The following is a 17,791-nucleotide window of genomic DNA, read 5'->3' on the forward strand; positions in this document are numbered from 1 at the left end:
TAAATGCAAGGACAGGGAACAGCGGTGGTATCCCGCGCTTCCGGCGCACTTAGAACGCCCACCAAGACAGGGAACAGTAGACATAGCAATACTTTTGATATTTATATTATACTTAAATTATTTTAAAGCTATTTTTAGCATTTATTTTTCTATTTCATATAAGATATATTAAAAAAAGACGGTTGAACTTCGTGTTTTTGTCTGCCTCATAAATTTTGATTACAATAATACTTAATGACAACTAGTAAAGAAATTATTTTCCTGAAGAGATGAAGTATTATGTTGATAACTCTAGACAATCTCCAAGACTGGTTAAATACGCCTGTTGAAATAGAGAAGTTGGAATTCAAAGAAGCTAAAAATCAATATGATACTACGAAACTGCTTAAATATTGTGCCGCGATCTCTAACGAAGGAGGAGGACATTTTATTTTAGGAGTTACCAATAAACGGCCACGTCAAGTAGTAGGCACTAAAGCTTTTTTGACCATAGAAGCTCTTAATAAAATAAAATCTCAAATTCTAGAAAAGCTCAAATTAAGAGTTGAAGTAATTGAATTAATACATCCTAATGGAAGAGTACTGGTTTTTGAAATTCCCACTCGTCCTACAGGGCAACCCATAGCATTTGACGGAGCTTATTTAATGAGAGTTGGAGAAGAACTAGTTGCTATGACTCCAGATCGACTCAAGAGTATTTTTGCTGAAGATCAAGAAGATTGGTTTTGTTTACCAGCTGCATCTGATATCAGTTCTGAAGAAGTAATTAATCTTCTTGATACACAAACCTATTTTAAATTACTTAAACTTCCTTATCCTAGCAATCCTGATGCTGTATTGGAAAAGCTGCAAAGTAACCAATTGTTAAATAGAACCTCAAAAGGTTGGACAGTAACAAACTTATCAGCTATTCTTCTTGCTAAAAGATTAGATAGCTTTTCACCTAAACTAGCTCGTAAAGCACCTAGAGTTATTATTTATGACGGTATAAATAAACTTAAAACTCGTACAGAAAAAATAGGACAAAAAGGTTATGCTGTAGGTTTTCGTGGTTTGGTCAATTTTATTTATTCATCGGCTCCTCAAAATCAGTATATAGAAGAAGTAATACGAGAAGAGGTTGGAATGTTTCCTAAACAAGCTTTAAGAGAACTCACAGCTAATGCATTAATTCATCAAGATTTTTCAGCTACAGGCACATCTGTAACAATAGAAATGTATAGTGATCGTATCGAGTTTTCTAATCCAGGCATTCCTCCAATTAAAGTAGAACGTTTTATTGATGAATATCGCTCTCGTAACGAACAACTAGCTGATTTAATGCGTCGCTTTGGTATTTGCGAAGAGAAGGGTAGCGGTATTGATAAAGTGGTACACGCCGCGGAAGTTTATCAGCTTCCAGCACCAGATTTTAGAGCGGGAGATACTCGTACAACAACAGTATTATTGTGTTATCAAAATTTTGATGATATGAGTCAATCAGATCGAATGAGAGCTTGTTATCAACATTGTTGTCTTCTATATATTAGTAATCAGCTTATGTCTAATCAAAGTTTACGTGAGAGATTTAAATTACCTGATTCCAAAAATGGTACTGTGTCTAATATAATTAAAGCTACAAAAGAAGAAGGGCTAATTAAACAAGATAGATCTCAATCAAATTCCCTACGCTATGCTCGTTATTTGCCCTTCTGGGCATAATATCAATATAGTGCTTCAGAGCAAATCTCTTTTTTCTAGCATAAATGGCTGAAACCTATAGATTTGAATAAAAAAAGTGCTTTAGTGCAAATTTTTAACTATACAAGTAATAATGTGTATTGAATAGAGCAGATTTAATATCGATAACAAAAGTAATAATCAACTAAGACGATCAATAGTACGATATTGAATCGCTTCAGCGACGTGATGAGATTGAATTTTAGCATCGCCAGCTAAATCAGCAATAGTACGAGAGACTTTGATAATGCGATCAGTTGCCCTTGCTGATAATCCTAAGCGATTAATTGCTGTTTCGAGTAAGTTACGAATATTCTCATCTAGGGTACAAAAACGACGTAAATGAGCAGAACTCATCTCAGCATTACAGCTAATTTTATCTTGGTCTTGGAAACGCTCTCTAGCTATTTGTCGTGCTCTAATTACTCGCTGACGCACGGTACTTGATTCTTCTCCAGTAGTTTGGGAGGTGATTTCACTGGGTTTTAAACGACTAACTATCACTTGTAAGTCAATACGATCCATCAAAGGACCAGATAATTTAGCCCAATACTGTTCTCTTTGACGAGGAGAACAGGTACAGGATTGAAGGGGATCGCCAAAGTAACCACAGGGACAAGGATTAGTACTAGCAATTAGGGTAAATTGTGCAGGAAATACAACTGATTGACGAGTTCGAGAGATAGTAACATAGCCATCTTCTAGGGGTTGACGTAAAAACTCCAACACATTGCGCTTAAATTCAGTTAACTCATCGAGAAAAAGTACGCCTCTATGTGCCAATGATATTTCTCCAGGACGAGGAAAACTCCCTCCACCTACTAAAGAAGGACCAGAAGCGGAATGGTGAGGATTGCGAAAAGGTCTTTTAGTAATTAGTTGACCTCGATTTTTGAGAAAACCTGCCACAGAATGTATCTGGGACACCTCCAAAGCTTCATTAAAATTTAGAGGAGGTAAGATACCGGGTAAACGTTTAGCCAGCATAGTTTTACCAGATCCTGGGGGACCAATGAATAAACAGTTATGTCCTCCTGAAGCGGCTATTTCTAAAGCGCGACGGGCGTGTATTTGTCCCTTAACATCTTTTAAATCACTGCCAAAAGAGCTGGTTTCTTGAAAAGTTTCTTCTATATTAGAAACAATTGGTTGATATTTTTCTGGTTGGTTGAGAAAGTCAGCAACTTCGGTAAGAGTGGCAAAGGCATAAACATCTATATCTTGGGCGATCGCTGCTTCTTGGGCATTATCCATGGGTACAATTATAGCTTTGATGCCTAATTCTGCCGCAGCAGCCGCGATGGGTAAAACTCCAGCGATACCTCTTAAACTCCCGTCTAGAGAAACTTCTCCTAGAAACAGGTAATCTCCCAACATAGTCGCATCCACTTGTTCTGAAGCGGCTAAAATCCCGATACTAATAGGTAAATCAAAAATAGGTCCTTCTTTGCGTAAATCGGCTGGAGTGAGATTAATTACAATTTTGCGTACAGGAAAAGCAAAGCCAGCATTTTTTAAAGCAGCTTTCACTCTTTCTCGTGATTCTTGTACAGCTAAATCCGGTAAGCCAACTATTACAACCTTCGGTAGTCCTCCGGCCACATCTACTTCTACTCCTACTTTGACGGCGTTAATACCAATAATCGCCGCACTCCATACCCTTGCTAACATAATCTTGTTTTTTGCTGTTTCTAACTACTTAGTGTAGCAGTTGATCTTGAGATTTAGGGAGAATATACAATCATCAATTTCGATAATTGGCGATTTAGAACCACATACTACCAAGTTTACAGATAAAATAACAATGGAAGAAGCTTTATAGAGTCTACAATTTTGTAATTAGAAGCACCAAATTTAAAACCAGTACTTAGATTAATGACTAGGAAATCATTTCCTAAATATTTACACACTTTAGCTAGAAAACATAATATCTGTGACGCTTTTGGTAATCTGTGGCGTTTTCAAACGCATCAATTTAGACACACTGTAGGTACTCGAATGATTAACAATGGAGTGCATCAACCTATAGTTCAAAAGTATTTATGTAAAAGTTCTAATTCTGAAAAAGTAGTTTCATTTACAAAGTGTGAACAAAAATCTGATAGTATTAGTAAAAATGTTAAAATAGCGTTAGAACAAGCTGGAATTATACTAAATTCCACTTTAACCAAAACAATTAAATCGGCTCCCGATGAAATAATACTAAAGGCCATTGAAGCCTATAGAGAAGCCATTCTAACCGGAAATATAGAACGTCCTGGAGGATGGCTAAAAAAAGCTATATGAGGAAAAATGGACGCCCAATTAATGTGTTCAAGTTAAATCTGAACAAGAGTTATTTCAAGAGTGGTTTTCCTTAGCCAAAAAGCGAGGGTTAGTACAAGCTAGTCAAAATAGAGAAAATGGGATTGAAGTACTTACATCTGAAGGAGAATGGATATTGTTTACTGGAATAAAAATACTAATTGACCATAACAAAAAATATGAGGATGAAAAAATGGTAGGCTTAAAAAATAATATTAACACTAAACAAAAAACAGATTTAGTAAAAATTGAGCTTAAAGATGGAAGCCTATCTAATTTAGAAATAAATGATGCTGTTGATTATATTATAAAAAACATAGAACTCAACAATTTTAGTTCTAAAAAATTTAAACCAAAGAAAAAATTAAATACTAAAAATAAATAACAACAGATACATTTTCTATTTTTCCATCATAATAACCATTTTCTAATTCTTTAAAACTTTTAGCTACATAAACAGTTGAGGAACAAAAAAACAGATATTTAGTATGTTTATCACATCTGTAAGTTTCTTTATATGGTTTTTCTGTGCCTAAATCTGCGTATGTAGGTGCTTTCATACCACCACTTCCAAGTATATAGCCATATAAGCATTTATCTACACTAGCTTGTTCAAATTGTTCTTGATTATAAGCTTTAATTCTAACTATATCTTTTGACATATTTAATTCTTAAATTTATTCAACTAATAAAATAAAAATATAATCTTTAGTTAAGTTAATAGTAATAATTTAAAAACAGTTTATTACTATTAACCAAATTAGAAGATTAGGTCAAGGCTTTTTTAACTTTACTCCCAGATTTATCACAACTATCTAAACAGTCTTGATATCCATAGAGATTGTTTTGCTCAATATCTTCTTCTGCTAAAGCTTCAGCTAGACCTAATGCTGCTAAATTAACTTTAGATAAGTTATCTCTTAAATTTTGGGATTTTTTAATACCTAAATTTTCTCTAATTTCTTTTGCTGTTCCTCCTAAAACTTGTTTATTGATAGCGTCAGTACAGCCAGCATATTGAAAACTCTTAGATACCCCGTGTTTAGCTAACGTACTGGTGAATTGGTGGCGAGTTTGTTTTGTGTCTAATCTCGTTTGTATCCACGACTCAGTTTTACCTTGACGTTTCCAGTTTTCGATAGCCCGATTAACGCCTTTTTCTGGGTCTACTTCTTCTTCAACAAAACGTCTTGCCCATTCATTAACTTGAATATGAAGGTGAGGGTCTAGGTATTTAGCATAAGCTAGTGCAATTTGCCAATGTGCCCAGATTCCACCACCTCTGCCTCTTCTAGTTTTTAAAATACCGTTTAAATCGGTATTTAATTTTTGCTCTAATGCGTAAATAAAATGCGCTGATTGATCCAGTTTCAACCATCTGCTTGGTTCTTTGCCTTGAGGACTACCAATAGCTTTCCAAAGTAAATTAAGCTTAATCATATTGTTGGCATAATCCAAAACAATAGAGACTTCATTGTATTTCAGGGATTGGCGTTTTTTGTTGCTCATAACTTATAATTCAAATGAAATTATATTTTTACGGGGCAAACGGTTTGTTAACTCCAAATTTGCCCTTTAATAGATATACCACACTAATTTTTGAACAAAGATGCACAAAAAAATGGCAACTTTTAATAGTCGCGCACTTAGTTAAATAAAAAATTTTCAATAAAAAAGATAAGTACGTACTGATGGGGTGGAAGTACGTACTTATCTTTTTTATATCTGTTTATCGCAGCGCAAAAACTGCATTGTAGCAATATAGTGCTTAAGTTTTGAAACTTAAGCTTAAAATTTTGTCGTCTACCTTTAATCGGATACACTTTAAGGTAGCCCTATTCTAAATTAACGCAATTTAAATTTAATTGTCAAGATAATTAAATTAATTTCAAGTGTATTTTACATGCAGAATAAACTATATATTTAATTAGTTATAAAGCATTTATTGCATTAAAATAGATAAAACCGCTTATTTATGAGAAAATCAGCAACTTCGTTAAGAGTGGCAAAGGCATAAACATCTATATCTTGGGCGATCGCCACTTCTTGGGCATTATTCATCGATACAATTATACCTTTAATGCCTAATTCTGCGGCAGCAGCGGCGATAGGTAAAACTCCCGCGATACCTCTTCAAGTATCACTATATAGCTATTAAGTTTATTTAAAATAATAGACCTTGAGGAAAAATAATAAAATTATTGAGAATCAAAATTTGAATCCTGAGTTCTGACACTTTCATCCTAATGCCCAACATTTAGAAGAAGCGATCGCAGAATACAAAGCGGGGAAGACGCAAGAACATAAGTTAATCTATGCGTAAATTAGCTTGGGGGGATCATGTATTTAATTTGGGAACACTACAACGTTCCCTGCTATATCTTCTGTCACTTGGGGGAAATGGCGATCGCGCATTATCACTGTTTTAAAAGTCAATTAAAGCAGAATCAAATGGACTAAAGTCCAACTACGAACCTCAGTTTATCTTGAGATTTAGTAAGAATATAAACTCCGCCATCTCCACCTCTACCGATGCGCATAAATTCATCTAAGTAGGTAATTTCAAAAGTCGGCATTCTACCCCGAGGGTTACGCGCTTCTACCTCTTTAAAGGGAGTTAATTGAGGAGTTTTGATATTTCCTAATTTAGAAATAGCTAAATAGCGTTTTTGAAATTGGATATTGAGAGTTTTATCTGGTATGGGTAAATCTTGTTTGGCTGGTTCAAAAACTGCGGTAACTAGCACAAAACCGGAAACTAAACCAAGTTTATGACTAACTAATGCCTGATTAAAAAATGATTTACTATCTAAATCAATAACTTGATAGATTTTACCCACTTGAAAACCCAATTTTAACTTAGTTAAACTTCTAATTTCTCTGGAGGTTGAGTAATGCAGTAGCCAAACTCCATCGAGTAATTCGGGTTTATGTAGTAATGGGTAGCGATAGGGGTTTTTAGTTTCTATGGTTGTGACTAGGGAGTTAATTTCTTGTTGATGGCCTTCATTTAGTTGTAAATCAGTTAAAGGTGAACCTAGTTTTGCTTGAGTAGGGGTTTTGAGTTGTTCTAATTTTTTTAGGAGAGTTTCACATTCAGTTGATTGCATAGTTATCAAGTATCAAATATTTTTTTATAAATTTAACGTTATTAGCTAGAGAATTCTAGTTAAAATCCCTGGTTTTTGGCTTATATTCAGAGCTTGCCCTTTAATATTTTATTTATAAAGAGTTAATTTTGGAAGATTATAATTTTGTCTATCATAAGAACAATAGTACTATTAAATAAAATTATGGTCACTCAACCCAGAAGAGAAACCGCTTTTCTTATTCCTCCTATCTCTAAAATTTTACCAGATCATAGCCAATTACCCGATTCTGATGATAACTTTGTGAAAGCATCGGGTTTATATACCCCAGTTAAAAACGAGGTTCGTAGTTGGACTTTAGTCCAAAAGATCTCATCAACCCAACCTACAAAATCTTGAAAATGTTATGGTAGGATAATAAAGTTACGGTGCGTTACACGCAGGTTAACGCACCCTACTAACTTTTAAGTGGGGATGAACGCGCTGAACAAGAAAAACAACGTGCTGATAAATTAGCAGCTAAATTAAAAGAATTGGGAATTGATGTTGAGGAAATATAAATTTTTGCTCATTAAGTGTGACACAAAAGTAGCCAGTAAATTGTTGGGTTTCGTCCCTCAACCCAACCTACAATATCTTGAAAGGGCTATGGTAGGATAATGCAGTTATGGTGCGTTACACGCAGGTTAACGCACCCTACTAAAAGCATCGGGTTTATATACCCCAGTTAAAAACGAGGTTCGTAGTTGGACTTTAGTCCAAAAGATGTTACGGTATAACCCACCCAGGTTAACGCACCCTACTACTTAAGGGCTACTTAAGGGCGATCGCCTGACTTAAAAGTGCTAAATTGCACCTAATTCTAGGTCAATGCAGGCTGTTGTTCTTTACTAACTGGTGTTGCTGATTGCTCACGTATTGCTTCAATAGCCATGAGAGTAGCTTCAGGAGTAACAGGAGAAACAAGAGGTATATAATTATTCTCCCCAAAGGCACAGATGGCTTCTCGAATCGCTTCCCGTACAGATACACCCAGTATAAAAGGAGGTTCTCCAACAGCTTTAGATCCGTAAATTACCCCAGGTTGAGCGGCATCCTCTAGTAATTGGACGTTAAATTTCTCAGGTACTTCAGTAATTGTGGGTATTTTATAAGTACTTGGGGCAAAAGTCATCAGTTTTCCTTGTTTATTCCACACTAACTCTTCCATAGTCAGCCATCCCATACCTTGAACAAAACCGCCTTCGATTTGACCTATGTCTACGTGAGGATTAAGAGATTCTCCAGCATCATAAACAATATCTACCTGTTTGAGTTTAAAAGTACCTGTGAAGCCATCTACTTCCACTTCACTGATAGCAGTAGCAAAGACATAGTAGTTAAAAGGACTACCCTTTTTAGTAGAAAAGTCAAAAGTCAGATTAGGGGTACGATAAAATCCCGTGGCACTAAGACTAACTCTATCTGTATACGCTTGTTGAATCACCTCATCAAAACTAAGACGATGTTGGGGAGACTCAGAGGAATAAATGGTATCATCGGCAAAAACAATATTTTCTGAATTGTCGATTTCAAGCATTTTAGCTGCAACGGCAGCAAGTCTATCTTTAATGATGTCACAAGCATTTTTTACCGCTTGTCCATTTAAATCGGAACTACTAGAAGCTGCTGTAGCAGAAGTATTAGGTACTTTGTCTGTACTTGTGGGCATGAGACGAAAGCGCTCAAATTTTACCCCCAAGGTTCGAGCGGCCACTTGTTGCATTTTGGTATGTAAACCTTGACCCATTTCTGTGCCACCGTGACTGAGTTGAATACTGCCATCAAAATAAATCAGAATCAAAGCTCCAGCTTGGTTACATTCTTTTTTAGTAAAAGCAATACCAAATTTTAAAGGCGTAATCCCTATGCCTCGTTTCCGGGATTTATGTTGCTGGTTAAAGGTTTCAATTGCTTCTTTTCTTACTGTCAAGTTAGAATCTTTGATCGCTTTTTCCCAAACTCTAGCAAGACTGCTATATTTAATTTCCTGTCCGTAATGGGTGGTGTTGGTTTCTCCGCTACCATGATAAAAGTTAAGTTCACGAACTGTTTCAGGAGGTAAATGCAGATGTCGTGCTACGCGATCAATAATTTCTTCAATTATAGCTATGCCTTGGGCACCGCCAAAACCTCTAAAAGCAGTATTAGAAACAGTATTAGTTTTAGCAATATGACCACGGGCTTCTAAATTAGGAATATAGTAAACATTATCAATGTTAAAAATGGCACGAGTCATTACTGGAGTAGATAAATCTAAACTCCATCCGCCACGGGAGTAGATATCTATATCTAGAGCGTTAATTTTACCAGTATTGCTAAAACCAATGCTATAGTCTGCCAAGAAGTCATGACGTTTACCTGTCATAAGCATATCTTCATGTCTTTTGAGTCTCACCCGCACTGATTTACCAGTTTTTTGGGCAGCTAAAGCAGCGGCGCAGGCGCTGGGATTAGCTTGAGTTTCTTTGCCACCAAAACCCCCTCCCATGCGGAGACAGGTAACCACTACTTGATTACTGGGAATTCCTAAAACATGGGCTACCATGGCTTGGGTTTCTGTAGGATGTTGGGTAGAAGCGTATACTTGGTAATGTCCTTCACCATCAGGAATTACCCAACTAGTTTGAGTTTCTAAGTAAAAGTGGTCTTGTCCACCCAATTCTAGTTCACCTTTGATGAGGTTTTCGGAGTTTTCTAAAGCTAGTGTCGGGTTGCCACGTTTAGCTATTTGAGTTTCTCCTTGGAAACTTTGGTGTTTGATGGCGTCTTTAATAGTTAAAATTGGTTCTAATGGTTCGTATTCAATTTTTACCTGTTTGGCAGCTTCTCTGGCAATTTCTTCAGTTTCAGCCACTACCCAAACCACTGCTTGACCGTAGTAACTTACTGTGTCAATAGGTAATAAAACTTCGTCATCAATAATTGTGCCTGTATTGTTTTTACCAGTGATATCATCTACAGTTATGACTGTAACGACTCCTTCGATTTCATAGATTGCGCTAACATCTATGTTTTTGATTTTGGCATGGGCATAGGTAGATAATACAGGACAAATGGACAGCATACTTTTAGGCATTTCTTGATCGTCTGTGTATACTGCTGTTCCTGATACATGATATACGGCGCTTTCGTGATTTTTTGATTTACTCATGATGCTTTTTGGAAATAATTCTATCTAGAGGATTTAACAAGGAATAGCCAACTTTTTAAAAATCGAGCATCTCCTTATTTAGTGATTACCTATTCAGTGTGAGAGGTTCTATGTTTTCTAGTAAATGCAAACAGAATTACTGATACTTTCTTTAATTAAGAACTCACTCTATTTCTTCTGTTTACGTATCACACCAACTAATCCTAAAACTGCCAATGAACTTAACAATGTAGTAGGCTCTGGAATTGTCTGGGATGGTTGTAAATTAGAAAAGAGTTCTTGACTACTATAGGGTAAATTATCAAAGCTTTGATCAAAAGAAACTAGAGCGTTAGCAGGTAAACCATCAATAGGTTCTGTTCTTCCCTGAGTACCACCTGGATCTGCTGATACATCAATTTGAATATGTAATGGTACTTCATTGGAAAAATCTGGCTCAGCTAAATTAATAAATGCTTGCAAATCCCAGAAAGACGTAGGATTAACATCATTAGAAACCACACTAATAGTAAAGTCTAAAAAATTAGCAGCATTAATACTTGCAGGAGTACCTGTATCTCGCCATGCCTGTTCGTCATTGCGATCAAATTCTAGCTGGTCTGTACCGTCTAAAGGTGCTAGTTGAATAGGAATACCAGAGCGAAAAACCTCATCTGCTGCGATAGGATCAGACCAAATATTGAATTCTGCTACTGTATTGGTAGAATAGGGAGGAAAGTCAGTTATACCTAAGTTGCCTTCTACAAAAACTGCACCACCCATAATTTGGATCACAGAAATATTATCAGCAATAGAAGGATCATCTCTTAAAGCTTGAGCAATATTAGTGAAGGCTCCCGTTGCCAATATAGCTACAGGTTCAGGAGAATTATTAATTGTTTCAATCAGTAGCGGTACAGCATCTTGAAAAGTAATATCTGGAACTTCATCTGAGGGAAAACTTACAAAAGGAGCAAAAAAGTTATCCGCATCGTTACGCACAAAATCAGGAAAAGCATTTACTCCACCGTCAAGAGGTACAGGACTACCAATACCCACAGGAAGATCCGTCGCCTCTAAGTACCCTAACATTTTTTTAAGTCCTTCCTGAAAACCTTCATTTTCAGGACGAGCAACACCATGAGTTACAGTGAAAGCTTTTAGATCAAAATCAGGATTGTCCAGTAAATATCCCAAACCTCCTAAAGCGTCTTGGCTACCATCATCATCTAATATTAGAGGTATAGGATTAGATAATGCAGAACTTGCCCAAAAAGGAAGAGTTATAATTCCGGTACTTAATAGAGATATATTGAAAAGTCTTGAAAATAGATTACGCATTTTTTATTTACCAATCAAATCTGTCATTTTTTCGATTTATTACAGCCAAACATATTGACAATTTAAAACACTTTTTTGTAAATTGTTGGATCTACGCGACAATTTACATATTTTCTTTTCATCAGTCATCGGTTAATGCCTGCTGTTAAGAAAGTCTAGAAATATAATTTTTCTCCTAAAATTTACAAGCAATACTGAGATGATATTGTATTTTTAAATACATTTTTTTGAGTAAATCATCAAAATTAATTGTTAAATTTTAAGTAAATTGTAAATTTAAATACTTTATTCTTGAATTTGTCTACTTAGAGACTGTTTGTAAAGTTTTCTTAAGTATATATTTATCTTGTTTAATTTTTCCACTCCGTGCTTTTGCTATTTTTAAGCTAAATTTCTATGCCATATTTTTAGTTGCCCGTCTGTACTCCCTGTTACTAAATCTCTTTTTCCAGGGTTATAAATTGTGATTATTTGGGATTTATGTTCTGTAATGATTTGATTTTCTCTTTTAGTATAAATATTCCAGACTCTAATACTATGATCCCAACTCCCACTAATTAATTCACTATTATCATAGTCAAAATATAGACAAGAAATAATATTTGAATGTCCCGTGAAAGTACCTTGATTATCCCCTGTTGCTACCTCCCAAAGTCGAATTTTACCATCAATACCTCCTGTGGCTAATAGTTTACCATCTTGACTAAAAGCAAGGGCTGAAATCTGGGAAGGATGCTGAATTGAATTTAATAATTTACCTGTTTCTAAACTGTGAAATCTTAATTTATTTTCTAATCCCCCAGAAACAAAAATATCTCCTTGAGGATTAATAGCTAAAGCTAAAATTGTTCCCTCATAACCAGAAAGGGTGTATGGTTCATAGGAAGAACATAGATTCCATATTTTGATGGTTTTATCGGCACTTCCACTAATTAATATATTTTGTTCTGCATTGAAAGCTAATGCAGATATAGAATCAGTATGTCTATCTTTCCAAGTTCCTATAATTTTACTATTTTTATTTTCTAAATCCCATAAGATAATTGTTCTATCATCACTTGCACTTACTAGTAATTTGCCATCACTACTTAAAAGCATACTGCTAATTGGCCTGGTATGTCCTGATAAAGTGGTTACCAAGGTATCTTGGTCAAAACTCCATAGTTTCATTAGAGGGGAATTACTACTAATAAAAATTCGCTTTTTCAAATTAACAACTAATTGATTAGTTTTAGTTTCATAGCTAATTGTTTTAGTTAATTTCCAGGTCCTCTCTTGAGTAAAATCATGGTTATATTCCACAGAAGAATAAGAGCGAGAAGATGGTTTTGAACTAATCACTTGTTTTAATTGATCTGCTTTTTGAAAGTCTGCATTAGCTCGATGTTCGTAGCCTAATTTAGCTAAAATAAAACCTCTATATTGATAAGCTTTGAGAAAATTAGGATCTAAATTAATAGCTAGGGTAAATTCACTAATAGCCAATTCATAGTCTTCTTTTTCAGCATAATCAACACCATTTTGGTAATGAAGGGAGGGATGATCAGATTCTACTTTAATTTTGGTAACAGATATATCTATATCTGGTGAAGGGGGATGAGATTTAGGAATATTTTCTGGACTGATATCTTTGAGAAATTCATAGGCAGCTACAATTTCTTTGAATTTTTGCTCAGCTTCTCTTAATTTTTCTGGATTATTGCAAAAGCGGTCAGGATGCCAGAATTTAACTAGTTTTCGGTAAGCTTGTTTAACCTCTTCTTTTGATGCTTCAGTGGTTAATCCCAAAATTTCATAATAATGTTTCGCAGAAGACATGAGATTGATCAAGATAATGGGTTCTCTATATCTACTATAATGCACTATATATAGCCTTTTTATATAGGCGTGAGTACAGAAGTTATTCCTGATTTTAGATGTACCTCATTAGCAAAAGAAAACTCTATAGCTTTTATATTTGATTTAATTCAATGACACAAAACTGGATTCCCCAAGGAAAAGAAAGAGAAATAAAAAAACTCTCAGGCGCTAGTATAGATGGAACACCAACAGCATATATAGTGGTACTAGCAGCAGTAGTAACAACTTTATCCTTTATACCCTTCTCGATTGTTCTCTCTACAGGGGGAAGTATGCCTCTGTCTCAAGCAGTTTTTCCCCTACTAGGGTGGTTATTAGGTGCAGCGGGAGGCGCAGTAGGTGCAGGAATTGGAGCAATGATTGGGGTGTTTTTAGCACCCTATACAGCAGGAATACCTCTACTATCTATAGGGGGAGGGATGAGTGCCAGTTTTATAGCAGGATTAACCGGGAATAATCCAGACAAATTATTATGGAGACTAGTGGCGATCGCCATTGCTATTGCTAGTTTGATTCTCTATACTCGTCATGCAATAGTTACCAATGGGGTATCCACAAAAATAGTTATTTTGGGGACCTTTATCAATTGGTCAGCATTATTAATATTTATACTCCCAACTCGTAATCTGATTGCCCGTTGGATTAATTCTAAAAATACAGGATTACTAGCCTTAGGTTTATTTTGTGGAACTTGGATGGCCTCTGGTATTTCCCATTTGTACAATGCTACAATAGCTTACTATATATTTAACAGGCCTGAAGAAGTATGGATTGCTCTGATTCCGATTATGCCGATTGAAAATTTACTGCGCTGTGGGGGGGGAACGGTAATTGGTGTAGGAGTAATTTCAGGATTGCGGGCAATTAGAATTGTAAAACCTCAAGAAGCTATTTACTAACTAAAGAAATATTATGGATGCGATCGCACTTTTAGACAAAGTCTCTTACTGTTATCCCAATACTCAAAATTTTGCTCTCAAAGATATCTCCCTAGAGATTCATCGTGGTGAATTTTTGGGAATTATCGGCGCAACGGGTGCGGGAAAAACCACTCTCTCTCTACTCCTCAATGGTATTGTCCCTCAATTTTACGGTGGTCGTTTCTTCGGATATGCCACAGTTGCTGGTATGGATACCCTAGAGACTCCCGTTAATCAACTAGCTAGTAAAGTAGGCATAGTATTTGAAGACCCCACAGTACAATTAACCGCCACATCAGTAGAAAATGAGATTGCCTTTGCTTTAGAAAATCTCTGTACACCTCCACAAGAAATTAAAAAGAGAATACCGAGGGTACTAGAAGCTGTACGTTTACAAGGATACGAAAAAAAATCTCCAGAAGAACTATCAGGAGGACAAAAACAAAGATTGGCTATAGCTTCAGCTTTAGCCTTACAACCAGAGTTATTAATCCTCGACGAACCAACCTCCCAATTAGACCCAGTTGGTACTCAAGAAGTATTTGCCACAGCTAACGAACTCAACAAAAACCTAGGAGTAACAGTAGTGGTTATTTCCCATGCTGCTGAAGAAATGGCTATTTATGCTGATAGAATTGCCGTACTGTCTCAGGGAAACTTAGTTAAACTAGATACCCCAGAAGCAGTTTATAGTGACTTAGATTGTTTACATAGGTATAATCTACGTCCTCCTCAAGTAGCAGAAGCCTTTGGTCAAATTTCTCAAGTAAAGACCATTATTCCTACTTCTCCTCCAGTTACCTTAGATAAGGGTATTGACCTACTTCCCAAACTAGTAAAAGAAAAAACTCCTATATTTCTCCCTGAAATACCATTATTTTCCCCACAGAATTTTTCACCCATACTTTCTGTAAAAAACCTTGACCACACCTATCCTGATGGAACTAAAGCGCTGCAAAATATATCTCTAGATATTTATCAGGGAGAATATATACTGTTACTGGGTCAAAATGGCGCAGGCAAAAGTACCCTAGTCAAACATTTTCTTAACTTACTCCAACCAACTCAAGGTGATGTTTTCTTCCGTCAACGTTCTATTAAGGAATTTTCCGTAGGTAAATTAGCTCAATTTATCGGCTATGTTGCCCAAAATCCCGATAATCAAATATTTAACACAACTGTATTAAAAGAAGTTTCTTTTGCTCTGCGTCACTTCAACCACTCATCAGAAGAAATTAACCAAAAAGTAGAAACAAGTTTAAAAGGCATGAAACTTTGGCAACATCGTGATTCTCACCCTCTATCTCTTCCCAAAGGAGAACGCGCTAGAATCATTATTGCCGCTATTTTAGCAATGGATACTGATGTGGTTATTCTAGACGAACCGACCACAGGTCAAGATTTTGCTGGGTCTCGTGCTATTTTAGACATTAGTAGAGAACTACATCAGATGGGTAAAACAGTAATTGTCATTACTCACCATTTATATTTAATGCCTGATTATGCTGAAAGAGTAATTATCATGGGTAAAGGTAGCATTCTACTAGATGCACCAATTCGACAAGCATATCATGAGATAGAAATATTAGAATCTACCTATTTATCTCCTCCTCAAGTCATCTGGTTATCCGAGTCTCTAAGTAAGTTAACTAGAAAGAATTATCCTCTGTTAACGTCTGCTGAATTTGCTAACTGCTTTAATCCCACTACCAAAAGGAGTTTAAATCTTGACTACTATTAAATTTCAAACTGTAGAGCGCAACTCTATATTAACTAGTCTAGACTTTCGTACCAAATTAGTGATGATGCTAGTAATTACAGCGATCGCTTTTTTATGGGAAAGTCCGATTACTGGCGGGGTTTTAACCCTAGTTGTGGCTACTGCCTGTTTACTAGCGGGAGTAAGATTAGGTTATTTAGCCACTATTTTAAAATTGACTCTACCATTTTACTTATTGTTATTAATAATTATGGGTCTTTTTAATGTAGACCAAGTAAAATTATTAACAAACAAAGAAGAGTTAACACCTTTGATATCAATTCCTGAGTATTGGCCATTTTTAGGAGGTTTAATTCTTTCGGAGGAAGGGACTCTTTACGGAGTTAATATTATCTTAAAAACCTTAACTATGATTTTGGTTTTACCCCTCGGAATATTCACTAGTGATATAAATCAAATTGTTATTGGTTTAGTACGTTTAAGAGTTCCCTATAAAATTGTTTTTATTATTTCTTCTACCCTTAGCTTTTTTCCTCAATTATTTGCTAATGTTCAAGCAATTATTGAAGCCCAACGTTTAAGGGGTTTAGATTTAGAAAAAATGAATTTGTTTTCTCGTTTGCAGGTTTATGCTACTGTAGCTGTACCTTTGATTTTAAATGCTATGAATCAATCTCAAATGTTAGAGGTTGTTTTACAATCTAAGGCTTTTTCTGGAAGTTCAAGACGTACTTATATTCAAGATACAAGATTATCTAATTTAGATAAAATAATAATGATCGCATTTGGTGTGTTATTAGTAGCTGTAATTATTCTTTATTTTCGTTTTGGTATTGGTCGTTTCCCTTGGTTAATTTATGATTAGAATAAATTAAATGGTAACTTTGGAAATTAAACAAATTTATGTTCCTCCAGGTCAAAGGATATTGGTTAATAACATAACTTGGTCTGAATTTGAAAATATTTTAATTGAATTAGGAGAAAATAGATCTTCTCGCTTAATCTATGATAATGGTATTTTAGAAATTATGACCCCTTTACCGGAGCATGAGGATAATAAAGAGATTATTGGAGATTTAATTAAAGTTATTTTAGAAGAACTTGATCTTGAATTTAGAGCTTTAGGGTCAACAACCTTTAAGAGTTTAACCCAGCAAAAAGCGATTGAACCAGATCAATGTTTTTATATTACCCACGAAGCTCAAATTAGAGGAAAAAAAAGAATTGATTTAAGTATAGATCCTCCTCCAGATTTAGCTATTGAAATTGATATTACTTCTCAAACTAATATATCTACCTATGTTGCCATAGCTGTACCCGAGGTGTGGCGTTTTGATGGTAATAATTTACAAATTTATTGCTTAGTAAACAACGACTATATTTTAGTCAATCATAGTAGAATATTAGCAAATTTTCCTAGAGAAGTTTTAGTCGAATATCTTGAAGAAAGTAAAATAAGAGGTAGAAACAAAGCTATCAAAGCTTTTCGCCAGTGGGTAAGCTCAGATCTTGCACCAAAGCCCAAAAGTTGCTGGTGTAAGGGTAATGTAGAATGCGCGAATTAAGAATGTAGAATGATTTTTTTAGTAAGAAGGTAGCCTGTACGTAGCCAGTAGTAGTAGGGTGCGTTAGGCCGAAGATTTCTCTTGGTCAATCACAAGTAAGA

At 35.4% G+C, this 17,791-nt stretch carries 15 protein-coding genes; 8 read left to right on the forward strand and 7 right to left on the reverse strand.

Features of this window, described 5'->3' with window-relative positions; genetic code table 11:
- The first annotated feature begins 279 nt into the window (after positions 1-279).
- Positions 280-1,701 (forward strand): ATP-binding protein, encoded by a 1,422-nt coding sequence (locus MW688_RS23465; protein WP_486738434.1) that lies wholly within the window; start codon positions 280-282, stop codon positions 1,699-1,701.
- Between the two features lie 159 nt (positions 1,702-1,860).
- Here MW688_RS23465 and MW688_RS23470 read toward each other — a convergent pair whose 3' ends face one another.
- Entirely contained in the window at positions 1,861-3,390 is a 1,530-nt protein-coding gene (locus MW688_RS23470; protein ID WP_486738435.1) for a YifB family Mg chelatase-like AAA ATPase, read from the reverse strand.
- Positions 3,391-3,594: 204 nt separating this feature from the next.
- On the opposite strand from MW688_RS23470, the gene MW688_RS23475 reads away from it, so the two are divergent.
- On the forward strand, positions 3,595-4,005 hold the full coding sequence (locus tag MW688_RS23475) for a tyrosine-type recombinase/integrase (protein ID WP_486738436.1): 411 nt from the start codon (positions 3,595-3,597) through the stop codon (positions 4,003-4,005).
- Between the two features lie 154 nt (positions 4,006-4,159).
- Entirely contained in the window at positions 4,160-4,408 is a 249-nt protein-coding gene (locus MW688_RS23480; RefSeq protein WP_486738437.1) for a hypothetical protein, read from the forward strand.
- Here the strand turns inward: MW688_RS23480 and MW688_RS23485 are convergent.
- The 3 genes from MW688_RS23485 to MW688_RS23495 all read right to left on the reverse strand — a co-directional run bounded on the left by MW688_RS23485 (position 4,395) and on the right by MW688_RS23495 (position 7,133).
- The gene (locus MW688_RS23485) at positions 4,395-4,685 is read right to left on the reverse strand and encodes a hypothetical protein (protein ID WP_486738438.1); all 291 of its coding nucleotides are present in this window, start codon (positions 4,683-4,685) and stop codon (positions 4,395-4,397) included. The genes MW688_RS23480 and MW688_RS23485 overlap by 14 nt on opposite strands.
- Positions 4,686-4,791: 106 nt before the next feature.
- Positions 4,792-5,532, reverse strand: a complete 741-nt coding sequence (locus tag MW688_RS23490; RefSeq protein ID WP_486738439.1) for a KilA-N domain-containing protein — start codon at positions 5,530-5,532, stop codon at positions 4,792-4,794.
- 947 nt (positions 5,533-6,479) lie between these two features.
- The gene (locus MW688_RS23495) at positions 6,480-7,133 is read right to left on the reverse strand and encodes a PAP/fibrillin family protein (RefSeq protein ID WP_486738440.1); all 654 of its coding nucleotides are present in this window, start codon (positions 7,131-7,133) and stop codon (positions 6,480-6,482) included.
- A gap of 183 nt (positions 7,134-7,316) precedes the next feature.
- On the opposite strand from MW688_RS23495, the gene MW688_RS23500 reads away from it, so the two are divergent.
- A complete protein-coding gene (locus MW688_RS23500; RefSeq protein WP_486738441.1) occupies positions 7,317-7,511 on the forward strand; it encodes a hypothetical protein in 195 nt (64 codons plus the stop codon).
- A 463-nt stretch (positions 7,512-7,974) separates the two neighbouring features.
- Here MW688_RS23500 and xdhB read toward each other — a convergent pair whose 3' ends face one another.
- The 3 genes from xdhB to MW688_RS23515 all read right to left on the reverse strand — a co-directional run bounded on the left by xdhB (position 7,975) and on the right by MW688_RS23515 (position 13,443).
- Entirely contained in the window at positions 7,975-10,305 is a 2,331-nt protein-coding gene (gene xdhB, locus MW688_RS23505; RefSeq protein WP_486738442.1) for a xanthine dehydrogenase molybdopterin binding subunit, read from the reverse strand.
- A 168-nt stretch (positions 10,306-10,473) separates the two neighbouring features.
- On the reverse strand, positions 10,474-11,625 hold the full coding sequence (locus MW688_RS23510) for a nucleoside hydrolase (RefSeq protein ID WP_486738443.1): 1,152 nt from the start codon (positions 11,623-11,625) through the stop codon (positions 10,474-10,476).
- A 381-nt stretch (positions 11,626-12,006) separates the two neighbouring features.
- Complete coding sequence (locus MW688_RS23515; RefSeq protein ID WP_486738444.1) at positions 12,007-13,443, reverse strand: DnaJ domain-containing protein; 1,437 nt, start codon at positions 13,441-13,443, stop codon at positions 12,007-12,009.
- A 152-nt stretch (positions 13,444-13,595) separates the two neighbouring features.
- Here MW688_RS23515 and MW688_RS23520 point away from each other — a divergent pair, with 152 nt between their 5' ends.
- From MW688_RS23520 to MW688_RS23535, 4 genes are read left to right on the forward strand one after another with little or no spacing between them, the layout of a single operon-like run.
- Positions 13,596-14,384: a hypothetical protein gene (locus MW688_RS23520; protein ID WP_486738445.1), complete on the forward strand. Its 789-nt coding sequence runs from the start codon at positions 13,596-13,598 to the stop codon at positions 14,382-14,384.
- 13 nt (positions 14,385-14,397) lie between these two features.
- Entirely contained in the window at positions 14,398-16,146 is a 1,749-nt protein-coding gene (locus MW688_RS23525; protein WP_486738446.1) for an ABC transporter ATP-binding protein, read from the forward strand.
- Entirely contained in the window at positions 16,133-16,990 is an 858-nt protein-coding gene (locus MW688_RS23530) for an energy-coupling factor transporter transmembrane component T family protein (RefSeq protein WP_486738447.1), read from the forward strand. The genes MW688_RS23525 and MW688_RS23530 overlap by 14 nt, the downstream gene beginning before the upstream one ends.
- A gap of 10 nt (positions 16,991-17,000) precedes the next feature.
- Positions 17,001-17,690: a Uma2 family endonuclease gene (locus MW688_RS23535; protein ID WP_486738448.1), complete on the forward strand. Its 690-nt coding sequence runs from the start codon at positions 17,001-17,003 to the stop codon at positions 17,688-17,690.
- The last annotated feature ends 101 nt before the right edge of the window (positions 17,691-17,791 follow it).

The organism is Johannesbaptistia floridana, from assembly GCF_057440575.1.